Genomic DNA, 17,157 nt, shown 5'->3' with positions numbered 1-17,157 from the left:
GTCCCGGGCGCCTCAACGGGTTGACGCGGGCGTCACGCCTCCCGACGCACGTCGGCGGGCGACTTGTCGGGGCGGAGCCCGCGCCAGCGGGGATGGCGTGCGACGCCCGTGCCCGTCCACTCGCCGAACTCGATCTCGCCGACGAGCACTGGGCGAACCCAGACCGCATCGCCGACGTCGGCGGCCGGAACCTCGACGAACGGCGAGTCCGGCTGCACGAGCCCGTCGAGGCGCTCGAGCAGGCGGTCGAGGTCGCGCTCGCGGAACCCCGAGCCCACCCGACCGGCGTACTCGAGCCCGTCCGCTCCCGGAATGCCGACGAGCAGCGAGCGGATGCGTCCCTCGCGAGTGCCGGCGCCGCGTCGGTAGCCGCCGACGACGACCTCCTGCGTGCGGGTCAGCTTGAGCTTCACCCAGTCGTCGGTGCGCGCTCCCGGCCGATAGGTCGAGTCGGCCCGCTTCGCCATGACCCCCTCGAGCCCGAGCAGCCGGCTCTCCTCGAGCGCCTCCTCGACCGTGCCCTCGGCGGGTGCGGGCACCTCGACGGGGATGCCCCGCCGCGGGCGCACGATCGCCTCGAGCCGGGCGCGCCGTTCGAGGTACGGTTCGTCGACGAGCGATTCGCCGTCGGCTTCGAGCACGTCGAACAGCAGCAGGCGCACCGGCACGGATGCCGCGGCAGCGGCGATCTCGCGCGGCTTGGTGAGTCCCATCCGCTGCTGGAGCACGCCGAACGACGGTCGGCCCGCCTCGTCGAGCGCGACGATCTCGCCGTCGAGCAGGGCGTCGCCGTCGACGATCTCGGGCAGCCGGTGCAGCTCGGGGTAGCGGGCGGTGACGTCGATGCCGTTGCGGCTGCGCAGGCGCACGGCGCCGCCCTCGACCCGGGCGAGGGCGCGGATCCCGTCCCACTTCCACTCGAGCGCCCAGTCGCCGCCGCGCAGCATGCCGGCCGTGCCGGCCGTCGCGAGCATGGGCTTCTCCGCGACCGCTCCACCCGCCGGTCGAGCGGGTTGAGGAGGCGCGCCAGCGCCGTCTCGAAATCCAGTCGCACGCGCGGACGGGTTTCGAGACGCGTCCTCCTTCGTCGGTCGCTCCTCAACCCGCGGGTGACCCTGCTCCTTCATGCGGTGCAGCAGCCACGAGCTCTTCTCGCCGCTGCCGTCGGTGCGGATGAGCGCGAGCCGCACGCGGCCGAGCGGCCCGCCGACGCCGCCGTCGAGCGTGAAGATGACCTCGTCGTCGCGCCACTTCTCGACGTCGTAGGTGCCGGTGTCCCACACCGTCATCGAGCCGGCACCGTACTCCCCCGACGGGATCGTGCCCTCGAAGGCCAGGTACTCGATCGGATGGTCCTCGGTCTGCACGGCGAGGTGGTTCGTGCCCGAGCTCTCGGGCACGCCCTTCGGCACGGCCCAGCTCTTCAGCACGCCGTCGCGCTCGAGCCGCAGGTCGAAGTGCAGCCGCCTCGCGTGGTGCTCCTGGATGACGAAGCGCGCGGCCCCACCCCCCGCTGGTTGAGGAGCGCCCGACGAAGGAGGACGCGTCTCGCTACCCGGCAACGAGGTCTCGGCACGCTCCTTCGTCGCCACTCGACCGACCGAGGGTTCGGGCGTGCGGCCGGCTCGCCGCATCGAACGATACGTGGCGAGCGGGTCGGGGCCCGAGGCATCCCCCAGGTGCGCCATGGGGTCGCCGACCTCGGCGACCCGTTCGAGCACCTCGTGCGCCTCGAGGTGGCGCAGGCCGGGTTCGTCGAGCTCCTCCCACGTGCGCGGCACCGCGACGGTCGGCCGATGCCGGCCCCGCAGCGAATAGGGGGCGATCGTCGTCTTCTTGCCGTTGTTCTGGCTCCAGTCGATGAGCACGCGACCGGTGCGCAGCGACTTGCGCATGCTCGAGACGATGAGCTCGGGGTGGTCGGCCTCGAGGGCGCGGGCGAGCTCGTGGGCGACGTCGGAGACCTGTTGCGAGGTCTGGCCGCCGTCGAGCGCGGCGTAGAGGTGGATGCCCTTGCTGCCGCTCGTCACGGGCATCGCCTCGAGGCCCATGCCGGCCACGAGCTCGCGCACGTGGCGTGCGACCTCGGCGCATTCGGCGAGGCCCATGCCGGGCCCGGGATCGAGGTCGAAGACCATGCGGTCGGGGTTCGACGGCGCGCCGTCGGGCGCGAAGCGCCACTGCGGCACGTGCAGTTCGAGCGCCGCCTGCTGCGCGAGCCACACGAGGGTCGCGCGGTCGCCCGCGATCGGGTACGTCTTCGGCCCGTCGGAGTGCTCGATGACGCCGCGGCGGATCCACTCGGGCGCGTGCTCGGCGAGCGCCTTCTCGAAGAACGGCGCCTCGGGATCGGCCTCGGTGCCGACCCCGTGCACCCAGCGCTTGCGCGTGATCGGGCGGCCGGCGACGTGCGGCAGCATGAACGGGGCGATCTCGGCGTAGTACGAGATCACCTCGCCCTTCGTCATGCCCGTCTCGGGATACATGACCTTGTCGAGGTTCGTCAGCCGCAACCGCCGGCCGTCGACCTCGACGAGCTGCCGCTCCCCATCGGCCATGTCCCCATCCTGCCCGGCCAGACCCCGAGTTGCCCGACTTTGCGCAGAATCGGGCAACTCGAGGTTTCGAGGGGCGGGTTCCCACGAGGCATCCCTCGGGTGTGTACTGGTGGGTATGCGAGCCGTCTGGAAAGGGGCGGTCACATTCGGCCTCGTCAATGTGCCCGTCAAGTTGTACAGCGCGACCGAAGACCACGACGTGTCCCTGCACCAGGTGCACGACGAGGACGGCGGGCGCATCAGGTACCAGCGCAAGTGCGAGGTGTGCGGCAAGGTCGTCGCCTACCAGAACATCGACAAGGCGTACGACGACGGCGAGCGCACCGTCGTCATCACCGACGACGACCTGAAGTCGCTGCCCGCCGAGCGCAGCCGCGAGATCGAGGTCGTCGAGTTCGTGCCGAGCGAGCAGATCGACCCGCTCATGCTCGACAAGAGCTACTACCTCGAGCCCGATTCGGCGTCGAACAAGGCGTACGTGCTGCTGCGCGAGACCCTCGAGTCGACCGATCGCACGGCGATCGTGCAGATGGCGCTGCGCCAGAAGACCCGGCTCGCGGCGCTCCGCGTGCGCGGAGATGTGCTCGTCGTGCAGACCCTGCTGTGGAGCGACGAGGTGCGCGCGGCCGAGTTCGCGTCGCTCGACGAGCCCGTGAAGATCTCGGCGAAGGAGCTCGACCTCTCGAAGCAGCTCGTCGAGAGCCTCGTCTCCGACTTCGAGCCCGAGCAGTACGTCGACGAGTACCAGAAGGAGCTGCGCACGCTCATCGAGGCGAAGCTCGAGCAGGGCGACGCGCTCGACACGGCGGCGACGTTCGGCGAGGAGCCCGAGGAGGGCGAGGGCGGCGAGGTCATCGACCTCATGGAGGCGCTGCGCCGCTCCATCGCCGACAAGCGCGGCGGCGAGAAGGCCGGCGGAACGGCCGGCGCGAAGGGGGGCGGCAAGAGCCCGTCGAAGACGGATGCCTCGGCCAAGCCGAAATCGTCCTCGAAGGCGAAGGCGAAGTCGACGGCCGACAAGCCCAAGAAGTCGAAGTCGGCCTGATCACGCCCCTTCCCCCCGAAGACGAGAGCGCGCGGCACCCGATGAACGGATGCCGCGCGCTCGCGTGCTGCGGTGATGCGAGGGCGGTTACTCGCCTTCGCACGCCTGGGTGACGGTGACCGCGGCGGTCTGGATCTCGCCGGTCACAGCAGCCTGCGCGTCGGCGTCGGCCTCGAAGGTCTCGTCGGGCGCGGTCGGGAGGGTCTTCGCGTAGTCCTCCGCGGCGGTGACCTTCTCCTGCAGCGTGGCGATCGCGGCCGAGATGTCCTCGTCGTCGGCGTACTCGGTGGCGAGGTCGTCGAGACGCTGCTCGTAGCCGTCGAGCTTCTCGAGCACGGCCGCCTGCTCGGTGCCCGTGATCACGGCGTTCTGGGCGCCGTTCGAGATGTCGCGCACGGCGACGCGAACCGTCTCGCAGTCGTCGGCCGCCGCCGTCGTGGCGCTGCCCGAGCCGCCGTTCGACGCGCAGCCGGTGAACAGGAGTGCGCCCGCGAACAGCAGCGCGCTAGTCTTCATGATTTTCTGCATGGTGGCAAGTCCCCCAAATCGAATGTGACGTGAGAAGTCTAGTGACGCGCGCCGACATGATCACCACCGCGACGATCGCGCCGTCGCCCGGCGCCACCCCACGGGCACCGGGCGACGGCGCGGCCGTACCACCCCGTCAGGCTCGTCTCGGCGGATCGTCGTCGTCGAGGATCGCCGGGATGCTGCCCGTCGGGATGATCTTCACCTCGCGGCCGTCGGCCGCGATGAGCTTGCCGCCGAGGTAGTAGTCGCCGTCCTCGAGGGCGGTGAGCTCCTCCTCGCGCACCATGCGCGGCGGCGACGCGACGAACACCGAGGAGTTCTTCGAGTTGCCGGCCTTGACGTGGTTGAACAGGATGTTGAGCAGGATCGCCGAGACCGCCGCCGACGAGATGCCCGAGTGGAAGATGGTCGAGAACCAGCTCGGGAACGCGTCGTAGAACGCGGGCGCCGCGATCGGCAGCATGCCGATGCCGATCGACGTCGCCACGATGATGAGGTTCATGTTGCCGCGGTAGTCGACCTTCGACAGCGTGCGGATGCCGCTCGCCGCGACCGTGCCGAAGAGCACGATGCCCGCGCCGCCGAGCACGGCGGGCGGCACGGCGGCCACGACGCGCCCGAGGATCGGCAGCAGGCCGAGCACGATGAGGATCGCGCCGCCCGCGCTCACGACGAAGCGGCTCTTGATGCCCGTGATCGCGACGAGGCCGACGTTCTGCGCGAACGCGCTCTGCGGGAACGAGTTGAACAGCGGCGAGAGCATGCTCGAGAGCATGTCGGCGCGCAGCCCGTTGCCGATGCGCTTCGCGTCGACCTTCGTGCCCACGATCTCGCCGACGGCGAGGATGTCGGCGGTGGTCTCGGTGAGGATCACGAGCACGACGATGAGCATCGACACGATCGCAGCGATGTCGAAGATCGGCGGGCCGAACGCGAAGACGGTCGGGAAGGCGAAGATCGGCCCCGTGCCGACGTTCGAGAAGTCGGCCATGCCCATCGGCACGGCGGCGAGGGTGCCGACGACGATCGCGAGCAGCACCGACAGGCGCGAGACCGCCGCGTTGCCGAGCTTCGAGAGCAGCAGCACGATGACGAGGGTCAGTGCGGCGAGGCCGATGTTGGCCATGCTGCCGTAGTTCTCGGCCTCGCGGTTGCCGCCCATGGCCCAGTTCGCGGCGACCGGCAGCAGCGACAGGCCGATCATCGTGATGACGGTGCCCGTCACCACGGGCGGGAAGAACCGAATGATCTTGGAGAAGATCGGCGTGATCAGGAATCCGATGGCCGCGGCGACCAGCACGGCGCCGAAGACGGCCTGGATGCCGCTGCCGTTGACGATCGCGACCATGGTCGCCACGCTCGCGAACGAAACGCCCTGCACGAGCGGCAGCTGCGCCCCGAAGAACGGGATGCCGATCGTCTGCAGGAGGGTCGCGACGCCGCCCACGAAGAGGCACGCGGCGACGAGCAGGCCGATGTCGCCCGCGGAGAGCCCGGCCGCCGAGCCCACGATGAGCGGCGGAGCGATGATGCCGCCGTACATCGTCAGCACGTGCTGGAGTCCGAAGGCGAACGAGGTGGCGACCGGCAGCCGCTCGTCCTCGGGCCGTGGGGCGTTCGCGGTGCCGGCGCTCTGCGCGCGGGCGGCCCGCTTCGTGATCTTCATGCTCATGCGACGCACCGCGCCTCCGAGCCCAGGGAGAATGCTTCAAGCTGCACTGCTTGTCCTTCGTCCGAGGCCTCCGTCCTGTGTGAACATCGCTGTTTTCACATTACGGAAGTCGTTTTCCACTGAGTGAAGACATTGAACGCTGCGTCTGATCATCTGTCAACCCCCTGCGCGACGAACGGTCATCGCCGCGCGACGAGCGAGCGAGGGCTACGCGACGAACGGGTCGCCGGCCGGACGACTCGGGCCCGAGGCATCCGGGTGCGGTTCGCCGTGCGAATAGGCGCTGATCGCGCGCACGAAGACGAGCAGCCAGGCGAACAGCAGGCCGGCGGCGATGAACTCGGTGCCCGTGAGGTTGAAGTAGCCGATCGGCACCCACAGCGCGACCGCGACGAGGATGCCGATGACCACGAAGAGCGAGAAGCCGGCGACCTCGGCGGGCAGCCCGGGCAGCACCCGCACCGCGCAGAACACGAACACCCCGAACACGACCACCATGCCCGTGGCCGCGCTCACGTGCAGCGGCACGCTCACGGCGTCGGGCACGAAGCCCGCGATCGTCAGGCAGATGCCGATGCCGGCGAACAGCCACGCGAGCAGCCGCACGCGCCAGCGCGGGTCGACGCCGCGCGCGACGAGGCCCAGCTCCATGTCGTGGCCGACGTAGTTGGCGAGCACCGTGACGACGAGTCCCGTGAGGATCAGCGCGAGGTTGAACCGGTAGGCCGAGCCGTCGCCGAGGTTGCCGAGCTGCGAGAAGTGCAGCTGCCACCACGACTCGTCGGGCGAGCTCAGCATGCTCGCCATCGTGCCGATGAAGAGCACGAGCGTCGCGAGGGTCGCGAGCCCGTCGGTCGTGACCCGGGCACCCGACAGCGCCGACGCGTACGTCGCCGCCGCAGCGGCGGCCCCCGCGAGCGCTCCCCCGCCGAGCGCGTCGACCGTGAGCCCCCGGAACCCCAGCTGGAACAGGTTCGCCACGGCGAGCACGACGAGGTAGGTGAGCATCGCCATCGCGAGCGACATCGCGACGAGGTCGACCGCGCGCTTGACGAACGGCAGTCGGCCGCGCCAGTCCGCGTGCCCGCGCCGCGACTCGATGATGAAGGATGCCGCGAACGCGAGCCCGGCGCACGCCGACGCCGTCCACGCCGCGAGGTTGCCGAGCGAATCGGGTCCCGCGAGCGGCGAGCGCGTGCCCGCCATCACGATGACCGTGATGAGCAGCCCGGCGACGAGCGCCGCGAGCCCCCAGCGCTCGGCCCGTGCCTCGACCCGGGCGGCCGGGCTGCCGGCGATGGCGTCGCGACGCGCCGGACGCGAGTGCGGGATCACGGCGCCTCCTTCGCGAACTGCTGCGGGCGGTGTCGCTTCGATTCTTCACCGTGCGGCACGAGGGCGGGCCGGGGCGCGCTGGTTTCGGTCGAGGATGCCTCCGAGCCGACGTCTCAGCGGCTGCGCAACTCCTCGGGGGCGACGACGAGATCGACGAGGGCCTCGTTGCGCAGCACGGTCATCTCCATGCGCCGCCCGATGGCCGTCTCGACCATGAGCCGCTGCACCCCGGTCGGGTCGTAGATCGGCGTGCGGTCGATCGTGATGACGATGTCGCCGGGGCGCGCGCCGGCGAGCGCGGCCGGACTGCCCGCGACCGTCGACATCACCTGCATGCCCGTCGGCGACCCGACTCGCGCGGCGGCCTCGGGGCTCAGCGGCACCTTCGCGCCGGCGACGCCGAGCCACGCGCGGCGCACCCGGCCGTGCAGCCGGAGCGTCTCGATGATGCCGAGCGTCGTCGCGTTGATCGGCACGGCGAGCCCGAGCCCGATGCCCGCGACGGCGGTGTTGACGCCGATGAGCCGCCCGGCGCTGTCGGCGAGCGCGCCGCCGCTGTTGCCGGGGTTGAGCGCGGCGTCGGTCTGGATCACCTCGTCGATCACCCGCCCCGAGCCGGTCGGCAGCGAGCGGCCGAGCGCCGACACGATGCCCGCGGTGACGCTGCCGGCGAGCCCGCGCGGGTTGCCGAGTGCGACGACGAGCTGCCCGACGCGCAGTCGCGCCGCGTCGCCGAGCGGCACCGGTCCCGGCGTCGGCCCCGTGGCCCGCAGCACCGCGAGGTCGGAGAGCACGTCGGCGCCGACGACCTCGGCGGCCGTCGAGCTGCCGTCGGCGAAGGCGAGCTCGACCGCGGATGCCTCGGCGACGACGTGGGCGCTCGTGAGCAGGTGCCCGTCGGTGCTGATCACCGAGGCGCTGCCCGCGCCCGCTCCCCCGGCGGTGCGCACGTTCACCGCCGCGACCGACGGCAGCACGGTCTCGGCGACGCGCACGACGGCCGCCGAGTACGCGTCGAGGGCTTCGCTGTCGTCCATGCAGCCAGTCTCGACCCGCCGGGCGGGCCCGCGGCCCGCGTTCGCGGAGGGCGGATGCGCGACGGCACTCGGCTCGCGCGGTCACCCCAGCTCGATGGGCAGCCAGAGCTCGGTCGTCGCAGTGCTGAAGTCGTCGGCGCGGTCGAGCACGGCGACGATCGACGGGCCGGGCCGCAGCCGCCACGGGTTCGAGGGGAACCACTCCGACGCGGTCGCCGCCCACGTCGACTGGAGCGCGGCCGGGTACGGCCCCGAGGTGCGGAACACCGCCCAGGCGCCGGGTTCGACGTCGATCACGTCGAGCCCCTCGGGGGCCGGCGTCGTCGCCGCCGTCGCGACGCCGTGCAGATACGTGAGCTTGCTGCCCTCGCGGTAGTCGGGGTCGACGTCGGCGCTGACCTGGAGCAGCCCGGCGGGCTCGGTGTCGCCGAGCGCCTTGAGCCGGGCGTGCTCGGTCGCGGGCAGCGAGGCGATGTGCGACTGGATGTGCGGATTCACCCCCTCGTGGATGAGCGGCACGCGGGCGGCATGGCCGACGAGGCGGAAGCCGGGTCGGTCGGTGATTCGGGTGTCCATCGTGTTGTTCCCTTCGACGGTCAGGCGGAAGCCGAGCTTGGGTTGTGCGCGAAGGGGCCCGCCGTGCTGCCGGACCTCGGCCGGCGAGGCACCGTGCACGGCGCGGAACGCCCGGCCGAAGGCCTCGGTCGAGCCGTAGCCGTAGCGCACCGCGATGTCGAGCAGCCGGTCGTCGCCGAGGACGTCGGCCGCGGCGACCGTCATGCGGCGGCGCCGGACGTAGTCCGACAGCGGCATCCCGGCCAGCGACGAGAACATGCGGCGCAGGTGGAAGTCGGTCGTGCCGAGTCCCCGTGCGAGCTCGGCGACGTCGACCCCGTCGGACAGGTGCGCCTCGACGGACTCGACGAGCCGATTGAGCAGTGCGATCACGGTTCTCCCTTCACCCTCGAGTCTGCGCGGCGGGCCGTGCCCGCACCCGATCGTTCGCGTTCGATTCGATCATGACGGCATGCCCGGTCCGCCGGGCGACTGGCTAGCCTCGAGGGGTGACTCCAGCCGTTTCGACCCTCGACCGCATCGTCGCCGCCATCGACGGCGAGCGCCTCGGCGCCTACGGCGTGCACGTGCTCGTCGGCGACGAGCAGGCGCAGCATCGCTGGCGCAGCGACGACCGCGTGAACGTCTACTCCGCCTCGAAGGGCGTCGCCGCCCTCGCGGTCGGCATCGCCATCGACGAGGGGATCGTCGCCCTCGATTCACCGGTCGGCCGGCTCCTGCCGGACATGCCGCTCGGCCACGGGGTCGAGGCCGTGACGCTGCGGCACCTGCTCACGATGACGAGCGGCATCGATTTCGAGTGGTTCGGCGACCAGCCGGCGCTGTGGCCCGATCTCGCGCAGGAGATGCTGCGCCGCCCGACTCGGGGGCCCGGCGAGGTCTACCAGTACTCCGACGCGAGCACCTACGTCGCCATGCGTGCGCTCGGGGCGGAGGTCGGGGATGTGCGCGACTGGCTCATGCCGCGACTCTTCGAACCGCTGGACATCCACAATCCGCAGTGGCATCGCTGCCCCCTCGGCTGGATCGTCGGCGGGAGCGGCCTCGAGCTGCGCACCGAGGAGCTCGCCCGCATCGGCCGCGTGCTGCGCGACCGCGGAGCGTGGCGGGGCCGTCGCATCGTGTCGCCCGAGTGGGTCGATGCGATGCACGCCGACTGGGTCTCGACCGAGTGGGCGGGCGACTCGTCGCGCTACGGCCTCGCCGTCTGGAAGGGGCCGGGCGACGGCTGGCGACTCGACGGCCGCTACGGCCAGTACGTCTACGTCGACGAGGCGCGCGACGCGGTCGTGACGATCACGGCGCACGAGGAGACCCGCGACCACCGACTCGTCCAGGCGGCCGAGGAGGCCGTGGCCCGGCTCCCCCGAGCCTGAGCGCGAGCCGGTGCGCTACGGCGAGGCGGTCGGAGGAGCCTCGAGGTCGCGCCCGACGACCATGCCGGCGCTGCCGAACAGCCGCTGCGGGGCGACGTGGATCGTCACGCGCCGAGGGTTCGCGCGCGGCGGGCGATAGCGCTGCGCGTACAGCTCGACGGCGAGGGCCACTTCGGCCGGGTCGTCATGAACGGTGGCGACCCCCTGGAACGTGACCCACTGCGCACCGGCCAGCTGACTGACCGTGGCGGTCGGGTCGCGGAGGACGTTGCGCACCTTCTGCGAATCGCCCGAGGTGATGATCCGCAGCACGCCGTCGTGCAGCGTGACGCCGACCGGGACCGCGTGGATGCCGCCCCACGGCGCGAGCGTCGAGAGGGTCGCGAGATGCCGCTCGGTCAGGAACTCGGTTCCGGCTGCCGTCAACTCCCGCACCCGGCAATGCTACGACGCCGTGCGGTCGGCGTGCGTGTCGACTTCGCTACTTGTGGCCGAGGATCATTTCCTTGGTGTTGCCCGGGACGCACCATGACTCGCCAGAAAGGGCGATGTGGTCGGGACCGATGTACGCGTGGAACTTCGCGGTAGGGCCGTCGCTGGCGTAGAGGTAGACGAGGGGGTCCGATTCGACCCGTTCGCCGAGCCAGGTCTGCATGCCGAGTGATTCGAGATGCTCTTGCACTCGTTCAACGGCCGCGTCGCGTGCCTCGATCGAACCGGTACCGGGGCCGATCTGGTCTTCGGCGTAGTAGACGCCGTCCTCACCGTTGAGTGAGCACGACGTCGGCGGGTTGTCGTAGTACTCGGTCCAGCCGTCCGGGCCACCCAGAAGTTCGATCGTCGAGGTCAGCGTTTCGCGCACCGCGTCGTGGGTTTCGTCGGGTGTCTGCATGTTCTTCTCGGGCAACGCTCCTCCGCAACCGCTGAGGAGCACTGCGAGCGACAGAGAGGCGATCGCGGTGGTCGCGGTGCGAACCGTTCGAGTGGTGGTCACAGGTTCCGAGTCCCTAGGTAGCCGTATTGGGGTCGAGGCATGTCCGGACGGTACGGACCATCTGACGTTGCCGGTTCGCCGGTACGGGCCCACTCCGACGACCTGAACTGCGACCCCAGTGAACGACGAGAACAGGTACCAACGCACAGCACAAGGCCGGAAACAGCGAAAGCCCCCGCGAACCCGCGGGGGCTTTTCTGTTACCGCTCAGATTTCAGGTTGCGATCTATGAGAATTCAGACCACCCCCAGGTGGGCGTGGTCTGAAATCTCGAGGTGCCTTGCTATCGCTCGGGGTCGACGAGCGTGCCGAAAAGGAAATCCTCTGCGCGCCTCAAGAAGAATCCTCCAGCCTGCCCGACGTGCCGCATGAACGAGCACGGTCGCAGCGCGACTGCCTGAGTCCACTCCATCGGATTCATCTCGGCAGCCCGAAGATGACGCGCGTATCCTGTGCCTCGCCGCCCTTCAGGTGGTTCGGCGAGTAGGTGGCGCGGAACCGCGGCAGCAGCGATTCGCCGCCACGTTGCACCGTGCCGAGGGCGTTACTGCTTCAGCATTGCGACCCGCATCTTGTGTTCGTTGTCGATGAGGTGGGAGTGGTCGTCCTCGCCGAGATCGATCTGCACCCAGTCGAGCGTCCCGGTGAACCCGTTGTCGGTTGCACCGTAGTCCGACGAGACGGGAGACGCGAGGTCCATGCCGACGTCGACCGTCTCGTCGAACGTGAACTGGAAGGGGAGGGTTCGCTCGATCCTGCCTTCGCCGATCTTCTCGTCGTCGGCGAAGAGGGTCAGGAGTCCGCCCTTGCCGAGCCCGCCGCCGTCGTAGGCGAAGTGCGCCCGCAGTTCCTGGGTTCCAGCCGGAACGACGGATTCTGACCGAACGATGTCGGTGTGGATGCCGAGCACGTTGTAGGCGAACGCGAGCTTGCCGCTGGTGCCGTAGAACGACCACCCGCCGTATGCGCCGCCCTGCGCGATGAGCACGCCGTCGGCACCGCCGTCGGGCAGGTCGACCTTCGCGGTCACGGTGAAGGATTTGTTCTTGATGTTGATGGCCGAGTTCTCGCTGAGCCGACGCATACCGCGATAGAGCTTCTGGCTTTGCGCGGTGATCAGGGCCGGACGCCCGGCGAGGTCTGAGTTGAAGCGTTCTGCGGTACGGATATCGATCGGCAGCACGTTGAAGCGGGCCGCCTGGATCAGGAACAACTGTTGGAGGTGCGCGAGTTTCTCAGGCTGCTGCGCCGCGAGGTCGTTCGACTGCGTCCAGTCCGCTTCGACGTTGTACAGCTCCCAGATGTCGTCGTCGATGCCGTGGTCTGAACCCGCCCAGGGGTCCTTGTGCTTCGCGACCGCGGTCCAGCCCTTGTGGAAGATGGCACGGTTGCCCACCATCTCGAAGTACTGGGTGGTGTGCCGCTCTTCAGCGGTCGCGTCGGCGAACGTGTAGTTCATGGGCGTGCCCTCGTAGGGCCGTTGAGTCACACCGTGCACGGTCGCCGGCTCGGGGATCGAGGCGGCCTCGAGCACTGTGGGCGCCACGTCGATGACATGGCTGAATTGGTTGCGGATGCCGCCTTGCTCGACGCCTCCGTTCGGCCAGCTCACGATCGTGCCGTTACGGGTGCCGCCCCAATGACTCGCGACTTGCTTCGTCCACTGGTACGGGGTGTCCATGGCGTGTGCCCACCCGACGGCGTAGTGGTTGTACGAGCGCGGGGTTCCGAGGTCGTCGATATGCGCCGCGACGTATTCCTCGGTCTCGATGTCGTTCATGTGGTTGATGGTGAAGCCCTCGTTCGTCGTGCCGTGCATCGAGCCCTCGGCGGAAGCGCCGTTGTCGCCGATGATCACGTAGACGAGGGTGTCATCGAGGATGCCCAACTCTTCGTACGCGTCGAGCAGTCGGCCGACGTGATGGTCGGTGTAGGCGAGGAAGCCGGCGTACACCTCCATCTGACGCACGAGAGCGGGCTTGATGATGTCGCTCATCTCGTTCCACGCCGGAATACCCGGGCTGCGGGCGGTGAGAACCGCATCCGGCGGGATGACACCGAGCTCGAGTTGGCGGGCGAAGGTCTCATTGCGGATCTCATCCCACCCCTGGTCGAACTTCCCCTTGTACTTGTCCGCCCACTCCGCGGGAACGTGGTGCGGTGCATGTGTCGCACCAGGTGCGAAATAGGTGAACGACGGCTTGTCCGGGGCGAGGGACTTCTGCTGACGCGTCCAGTCAATGGCCTTGTCGGTCATGTCGGCCATGAAGTGGTAGCCCTCTTCAGGAGTTCCCCAAGGTTCGACTGGTGAGGTGTTCTCGTAGATCGCGGGGTACCACTGGTTGGTTTCGCCGCCGATGAAGCCGTAGAAGTACTCGAATCCGCCGCCCGGGTGCGGCCAGTGGTCGAACGGTCCGACCGCGCTGGCCTCCCACACGGGGACTTCGTGGCATTTGCCGAACTGTGCGGTGCTGTAGCCGTTGAGCTTCAACGTCTCCGCCAGCGGTGCGCAGCTGTTCGGCCGAACAGAGCTGTAGCCGGGTGCGCTCGTGGCGATCTCGGTGATGCCACCCATGCCGACCGTGTGATGGTTGCGACCGCTCAACAGGGCCGCGCGCGTCGGCGAGCAGAGCGCCGTCGTGTGGAAACGCGTGTACTTCAGGCCGCGAGCAGCGACCCGCTCGAAGTTCGGTGTGGAGATCGGGCCGCCGAACGCGCTCGAAGCGCCGAAGCCGCAATCGTCGATGAGGACGATCAACACGTTCGGTGCACCCGCGGGCGGTCGCAGTGGAGTGATCGGTGGAAACATCGTGTCCGGATCGGTCGCCACATAGGTGACCACGCCCGGGTAGGTCTGGTCCGGAATCGGCAGCGTCGCTCGCTGGATCTCGTCGTGTGCGGTCACGTTACCCCCGTCGCTCAGGAAGCCTCAGAGTGGGTGCCGCGATGCACCCTCGAAACCGACCATACCCAGCAACCGCGCACAAGACACGTGGTCAAGTGCAGCGAAAGCCCCTGCGAACCGCAGGGGCTTTTCTATCGCCGCTCACATTTCAGGCTGCGATCCATAAGAATTCAGACCACGCAACCTAAACCTTGAAGTGCAGTGAGGTGCGGAGACGGCGGGATTTGAACCCGCCCGAGAGTCCGTAATTAGCGCCGAACCCGCGAAACCCTGCGCATATTGACGGTAATTGGATACGCTCGGCATCCACCCACACCCGCCTGACGTTGACACCGTCAACGTACACCCGGCACGGCACGATGCGCCCATTGGCCGGCACCCATCCTCGGGAAGGTGTAGGTGATGCCGCGCATCTTCGTGAGGCAGTGGGCCTCGTACGCGAAGATCAGACGGGCAGTCACGCCGAGCTCCTCGGCGATGTGGTACTGGTCCGGGTCGACGCGCTCGAGACGTTCGTACTCGCGTGGATCGATGAGCAGGCGCGCTGCATAGATGTCAGCCTGCCGTTCGGCCGACGGGCTGTCGCAGGTGTGCCCGTGGTGGGCATGGCCGAACTCGTGCGCGAGCACTGTGCGGGTCTGTGCGAGCGTCATGCCAAGGCGGAGGACGATGCTCTGTTCGTCGGCGAGGAAGTAGCCGAGCAGCTCAGGATCATCGTCGATGTGAGCCAGGTGCACGCGAACCCCCAGGTCTGCCGCGTGCCGCAGTAGTGCGCGCATTCCCCTCCGTCAGTCGTCCGTTTCCCCATCCGCTTCATTGCGGCCGCGTCGGGCGGCGATGCTCTCCGCCGACTCGCGCATGCGACGTTCCCGCTGCCTGTCGAGCGTTGGGAGCGCCTCGGCAGCATCTTCAAACTCGCCACTGACATAGGCCGCGAGGTACGACCCGGAGTTGGCCCAGTCGCCGAACATCCAGCCGCGCGCATTCGCGATGAACTCGTACGGCGAGATGCCCTGCCATGCCGCGATGAGCTCGATGTCGTTCGTGTTCATCGCAACCGACTGGTCGAGCAGCTTCACGCAGTAGTCCTTGCTCCGGTCGATGTGCCTTGCGAGCCATCGCGCCGAGGCGTCGCCGCCGTTGGCTTCCTCTACGAGGTGCTTGAGGTATCGACCCAAGTGCTCTGCGAACGGCGTCGCAGGCGAGGCCACTGATCTCCTGCCCATGAGTACACCGTACTCAATTACCGACACGCTGTATATCAGGGTTGACACTGACGCTAATTGACGACAGCATGTTTCCCATGGCGGTAATTAGCGACACGTACACGGCATCCATCGCGGGTGCCGTACGCGCCGAGCTGGCGCGAAAGCGGAAGCGGTTCATCGAGATCGCGGACGTCCTGGGCGTCTCCCGGGCGACCGCCTACCGGCGCGTCAACGGCGACGAGCCGTTCGACGTCGCCGAGCTCGAGCGCATCGCAGCGTTCCTCGGGATCGACGTGCAGGTGATCTTCGACTCGGCGGAGTTCGGCCGCGAGAAGGTGCCGGCGTGAACGCGCCGACGGCGGAGGGGCCGCAGCTCTTCACGCTCGCCCAGGTCGCCGAGAAGCTGCAGCTCGACTACGAGCTCGTGCGCAAGGCGGTCTACGGCGGCAAGTGGCCCCACTCGAAGATCAGCGAGCGCAACCGGCGGATGTCGCAAGACGACATCGACCGCGTCATCGAGATGACGCACCACGAACCGCAGGCCGAGACCCGATCCGAGGCGATCGCCCGACGCGCCCGCGTGAAGTCACTGCTGCACGCGCTGCCCGCATGACGCGCCCACCTCTCACGACACTCCGGAACAGGACCAAGACATGACCACCACCGCACCCAACCGTCTCGCCGACGCGGCGGACCGTGCCGAGCTCGCAGCGCTGCTCGAGCGAGGCCGACGCCCGTTCTTCGACGAGATCATCACGCTGAACACGACCCCGGTGCCCGCGGTCGACGCGATCGGCGCGACGCTCCAGCAGCGGGTGCTGCCAGTCCGGCACCGCCTCGGCGACATCCCCTTCCCCGTGACGGCGATCGTCGCGACCGTGGCCGCGATCGTCGACGTGTCGCTCCTGATCGTCGCCGCGTTCATCGCGCTCGGCGGTGCCCAGTGAGCACGGCGACGGTGCAGCCGGCCACGGTGCGCGACGCGTTCGAGCGGCTCATGGCGGCGCTCCGGGAACCGCAGCCCGAGGTCACGATGGAGCTCCTCGCCGTGCGCCGCGAGATGCGGGCCGCAGCCCGCGACCCGCGCGTCTCCGCGACCGACGCAGGCGACCTGTCCGCATCCGTCGTGCAGACGCTCGACGTCATGCGCGGCCACGCAGCCGGACGGTACACCGACCAGGCCGCGCTCGAGTTCGTCGCCGCGGCACGCGCCGCCGTCGCAAGGGCGGTCGCATCATGAACGCCGCCGCGACCGTGCTCCCCGCAGACGCGCTCGAGCTCCTCGACTTCATCCCGCCCTGCCGGATCCTCCTCGTGCCCGACTTCCCGATCGTCGCCGAGCTCATCGCGAAGCACGCCCGCGCGTGCGGGCGCCCCGCGGTCGCGTTCGTCCGCTGCAAGGCGTGCCACGCGGAAGCACTCGCTTGCAAGGAGCACCTCGAGGCGCTCGCCGGTGAAGGCCTCAACCAGTGCGCGGCATGCAACGCGACCGGGCCCGGCCTCGAACCGTTCGACGTCGTCGAGATCGGCGGCACCCGGTGACCCGGTCACGCGCCGCGGCGAAGGCAGCCGGCGCCCGGTTCGAGAAGCTCGTCGCCACCACCCTCGCCGACGATCTCGGCGACGACCGCATCGAACGGCGCGCGAAGTCCGGGTCGAAGGACCGCGGCGACATCACCGGGGTGAAGACCGCCGACGGGCGCCGCGTCGTCATCGAGTGCAAGGACGTCGCGCGACTCGCGCTTCCGGCATGGCTCCGCGAAGCCGAGACCGAGCGGATCAACGACGGTGCCGCGCTCGGCGTCGTCGCACACAAGCGGGTCGGCTCCGCCGTCGGCGGCGAGCAGCTCGTGACGATGACGCTCGCGACGTTCGCCGCGCTCCTCAGCTCCCCCTGACCAACCCATCACCCACATCACG

19 protein-coding genes are annotated in these 17,157 nt (G+C 69.3%); 8 read left to right on the top strand and 11 right to left on the bottom strand.

All coding sequences use genetic code 11. The annotated features are described in order from the left end of the window. Positions 1-32: 32 nt before the first annotated feature. Positions 33-2,558, bottom strand: a complete 2,526-nt coding sequence (locus tag AC3RJ6_RS02915; protein ID WP_491425374.1) for an ATP-dependent DNA ligase — start codon at positions 2,556-2,558, stop codon at positions 33-35. 115 nt (positions 2,559-2,673) lie between these two features. On the opposite strand from AC3RJ6_RS02915, the gene ku reads away from it, so the two are divergent. Continuing rightward, positions 2,674-3,603: a non-homologous end joining protein Ku gene (gene ku, locus AC3RJ6_RS02910; protein WP_491425373.1), complete on the top strand. Its 930-nt coding sequence runs from the start codon at positions 2,674-2,676 to the stop codon at positions 3,601-3,603. Positions 3,604-3,690: 87 nt separating this feature from the next. On the opposite strand, the gene AC3RJ6_RS02905 is transcribed toward ku, so the two are convergent. The 5 genes from AC3RJ6_RS02905 to AC3RJ6_RS02885 all read right to left on the bottom strand — a co-directional run bounded on the left by AC3RJ6_RS02905 (position 3,691) and on the right by AC3RJ6_RS02885 (position 9,126). Continuing rightward, positions 3,691-4,119: a hypothetical protein gene (locus AC3RJ6_RS02905; RefSeq protein WP_491425372.1), complete on the bottom strand. Its 429-nt coding sequence runs from the start codon at positions 4,117-4,119 to the stop codon at positions 3,691-3,693. Positions 4,120-4,267: 148 nt separating this feature from the next. Continuing rightward, positions 4,268-5,800 (bottom strand): nucleobase:cation symporter-2 family protein, encoded by a 1,533-nt coding sequence (locus AC3RJ6_RS02900; RefSeq protein ID WP_491426212.1) that lies wholly within the window; start codon positions 5,798-5,800, stop codon positions 4,268-4,270. A 213-nt stretch (positions 5,801-6,013) separates the two neighbouring features. After that, positions 6,014-7,141 carry a DUF998 domain-containing protein gene (locus AC3RJ6_RS02895; protein ID WP_491425371.1) on the bottom strand — a complete coding sequence of 376 codons (1,128 nt, stop codon included), beginning with the start codon at positions 7,139-7,141 and terminating at the stop codon, positions 6,014-6,016. Between the two features lie 113 nt (positions 7,142-7,254). After that, complete coding sequence (locus AC3RJ6_RS02890) at positions 7,255-8,178, bottom strand: S1C family serine protease (protein WP_491425370.1); 924 nt, start codon at positions 8,176-8,178, stop codon at positions 7,255-7,257. A gap of 81 nt (positions 8,179-8,259) precedes the next feature. Beyond that, positions 8,260-9,126, bottom strand: a complete 867-nt coding sequence (locus tag AC3RJ6_RS02885) for an AraC family transcriptional regulator (protein ID WP_491425369.1) — start codon at positions 9,124-9,126, stop codon at positions 8,260-8,262. A 116-nt stretch (positions 9,127-9,242) separates the two neighbouring features. Here AC3RJ6_RS02885 and AC3RJ6_RS02880 point away from each other — a divergent pair, with 116 nt between their 5' ends. Beyond that, a complete protein-coding gene (locus tag AC3RJ6_RS02880; RefSeq protein WP_491425368.1) occupies positions 9,243-10,130 on the top strand; it encodes a serine hydrolase domain-containing protein in 888 nt (295 codons plus the stop codon). Positions 10,131-10,145: 15 nt separating this feature from the next. Here AC3RJ6_RS02880 and AC3RJ6_RS02875 read toward each other — a convergent pair whose 3' ends face one another. From AC3RJ6_RS02875 to AC3RJ6_RS02855, 5 genes are all read right to left on the bottom strand, one after another. Continuing rightward, positions 10,146-10,565, bottom strand: coding sequence for a PPOX class F420-dependent oxidoreductase (locus AC3RJ6_RS02875; protein ID WP_491425367.1), 420 nt, complete (start codon positions 10,563-10,565; stop codon positions 10,146-10,148). 46 nt (positions 10,566-10,611) lie between these two features. Then, positions 10,612-11,124, bottom strand: a complete 513-nt coding sequence (locus AC3RJ6_RS02870; RefSeq protein ID WP_491425366.1) for a hypothetical protein — start codon at positions 11,122-11,124, stop codon at positions 10,612-10,614. A gap of 544 nt (positions 11,125-11,668) precedes the next feature. Further along, entirely contained in the window at positions 11,669-14,029 is a 2,361-nt protein-coding gene (locus tag AC3RJ6_RS02865; protein WP_491425365.1) for an arylsulfatase, read from the bottom strand. A 335-nt stretch (positions 14,030-14,364) separates the two neighbouring features. Further along, on the bottom strand, positions 14,365-14,808 hold the full coding sequence (locus tag AC3RJ6_RS02860; RefSeq protein WP_491425364.1) for an ImmA/IrrE family metallo-endopeptidase: 444 nt from the start codon (positions 14,806-14,808) through the stop codon (positions 14,365-14,367). A 9-nt stretch (positions 14,809-14,817) separates the two neighbouring features. After that, complete coding sequence (locus AC3RJ6_RS02855) at positions 14,818-15,108, bottom strand: hypothetical protein (RefSeq protein WP_491425363.1); 291 nt, start codon at positions 15,106-15,108, stop codon at positions 14,818-14,820. 224 nt (positions 15,109-15,332) lie between these two features. On the opposite strand from AC3RJ6_RS02855, the gene AC3RJ6_RS02850 reads away from it, so the two are divergent. The 6 genes from AC3RJ6_RS02850 to AC3RJ6_RS02825 are packed head-to-tail and all read left to right on the top strand — an operon-like array spanning position 15,333 to position 17,135. Beyond that, positions 15,333-15,584 (top strand): helix-turn-helix domain-containing protein, encoded by a 252-nt coding sequence (locus AC3RJ6_RS02850; RefSeq protein WP_491425362.1) that lies wholly within the window; start codon positions 15,333-15,335, stop codon positions 15,582-15,584. Beyond that, complete coding sequence (locus AC3RJ6_RS02845; protein WP_491425361.1) at positions 15,581-15,850, top strand: hypothetical protein; 270 nt, start codon at positions 15,581-15,583, stop codon at positions 15,848-15,850. Before AC3RJ6_RS02850 ends, AC3RJ6_RS02845 begins: the two co-directional genes overlap by 4 nt. Positions 15,851-15,890: 40 nt before the next feature. Continuing rightward, positions 15,891-16,184, top strand: coding sequence for a hypothetical protein (locus AC3RJ6_RS02840; RefSeq protein ID WP_491425360.1), 294 nt, complete (start codon positions 15,891-15,893; stop codon positions 16,182-16,184). Next, entirely contained in the window at positions 16,181-16,477 is a 297-nt protein-coding gene (locus AC3RJ6_RS02835) for a hypothetical protein (protein ID WP_491425359.1), read from the top strand. Before AC3RJ6_RS02840 ends, AC3RJ6_RS02835 begins: the two co-directional genes overlap by 4 nt. After that, the gene (locus tag AC3RJ6_RS02830; protein WP_491425358.1) at positions 16,474-16,779 is read left to right on the top strand and encodes a hypothetical protein; all 306 of its coding nucleotides are present in this window, start codon (positions 16,474-16,476) and stop codon (positions 16,777-16,779) included. The genes AC3RJ6_RS02835 and AC3RJ6_RS02830 overlap by 4 nt, the downstream gene beginning before the upstream one ends. Next, a complete protein-coding gene (locus AC3RJ6_RS02825) occupies positions 16,776-17,135 on the top strand; it encodes a hypothetical protein (protein ID WP_491425357.1) in 360 nt (119 codons plus the stop codon). Before AC3RJ6_RS02830 ends, AC3RJ6_RS02825 begins: the two co-directional genes overlap by 4 nt. The last annotated feature ends 22 nt before the right edge of the window (positions 17,136-17,157 follow it).

This window comes from Agromyces cucurbitae, assembly GCF_058349945.1.
The sequence above is the reverse complement of the archived record's forward strand: the minus strand, read 5'-3'. Positions and strand labels throughout refer to the sequence as shown.

Excerpts from the sequence above, each read along its gene's own strand:
- AC3RJ6_RS02915 (WP_491425374.1), bottom strand. The coding sequence starts at position 2,558 with ATGGCCGATGGGGAGCGGCAGCTCGTCGAGGTCGACGGCCGGCGGTTG.
- ku (WP_491425373.1), top strand. The coding sequence starts at position 2,674 with ATGCGAGCCGTCTGGAAAGGGGCGGTCACATTCGGCCTCGTCAATGTG.
- AC3RJ6_RS02905 (WP_491425372.1), bottom strand. The coding sequence starts at position 4,119 with ATGAAGACTAGCGCGCTGCTGTTCGCGGGCGCACTCCTGTTCACCGGC.
- AC3RJ6_RS02900 (WP_491426212.1), bottom strand. The coding sequence starts at position 5,800 with ATGAAGATCACGAAGCGGGCCGCCCGCGCGCAGAGCGCCGGCACCGCG.
- AC3RJ6_RS02890 (WP_491425370.1), bottom strand. The coding sequence starts at position 8,178 with ATGGACGACAGCGAAGCCCTCGACGCGTACTCGGCGGCCGTCGTGCGC.
- AC3RJ6_RS02860 (WP_491425364.1), bottom strand. The coding sequence starts at position 14,808 with ATGCGCGCACTACTGCGGCACGCGGCAGACCTGGGGGTTCGCGTGCAC.
- AC3RJ6_RS02850 (WP_491425362.1), top strand. The coding sequence starts at position 15,333 with ATGGCGGTAATTAGCGACACGTACACGGCATCCATCGCGGGTGCCGTA.
- AC3RJ6_RS02840 (WP_491425360.1), top strand. The coding sequence starts at position 15,891 with ATGACCACCACCGCACCCAACCGTCTCGCCGACGCGGCGGACCGTGCC.
- AC3RJ6_RS02830 (WP_491425358.1), top strand. The coding sequence starts at position 16,474 with ATGAACGCCGCCGCGACCGTGCTCCCCGCAGACGCGCTCGAGCTCCTC.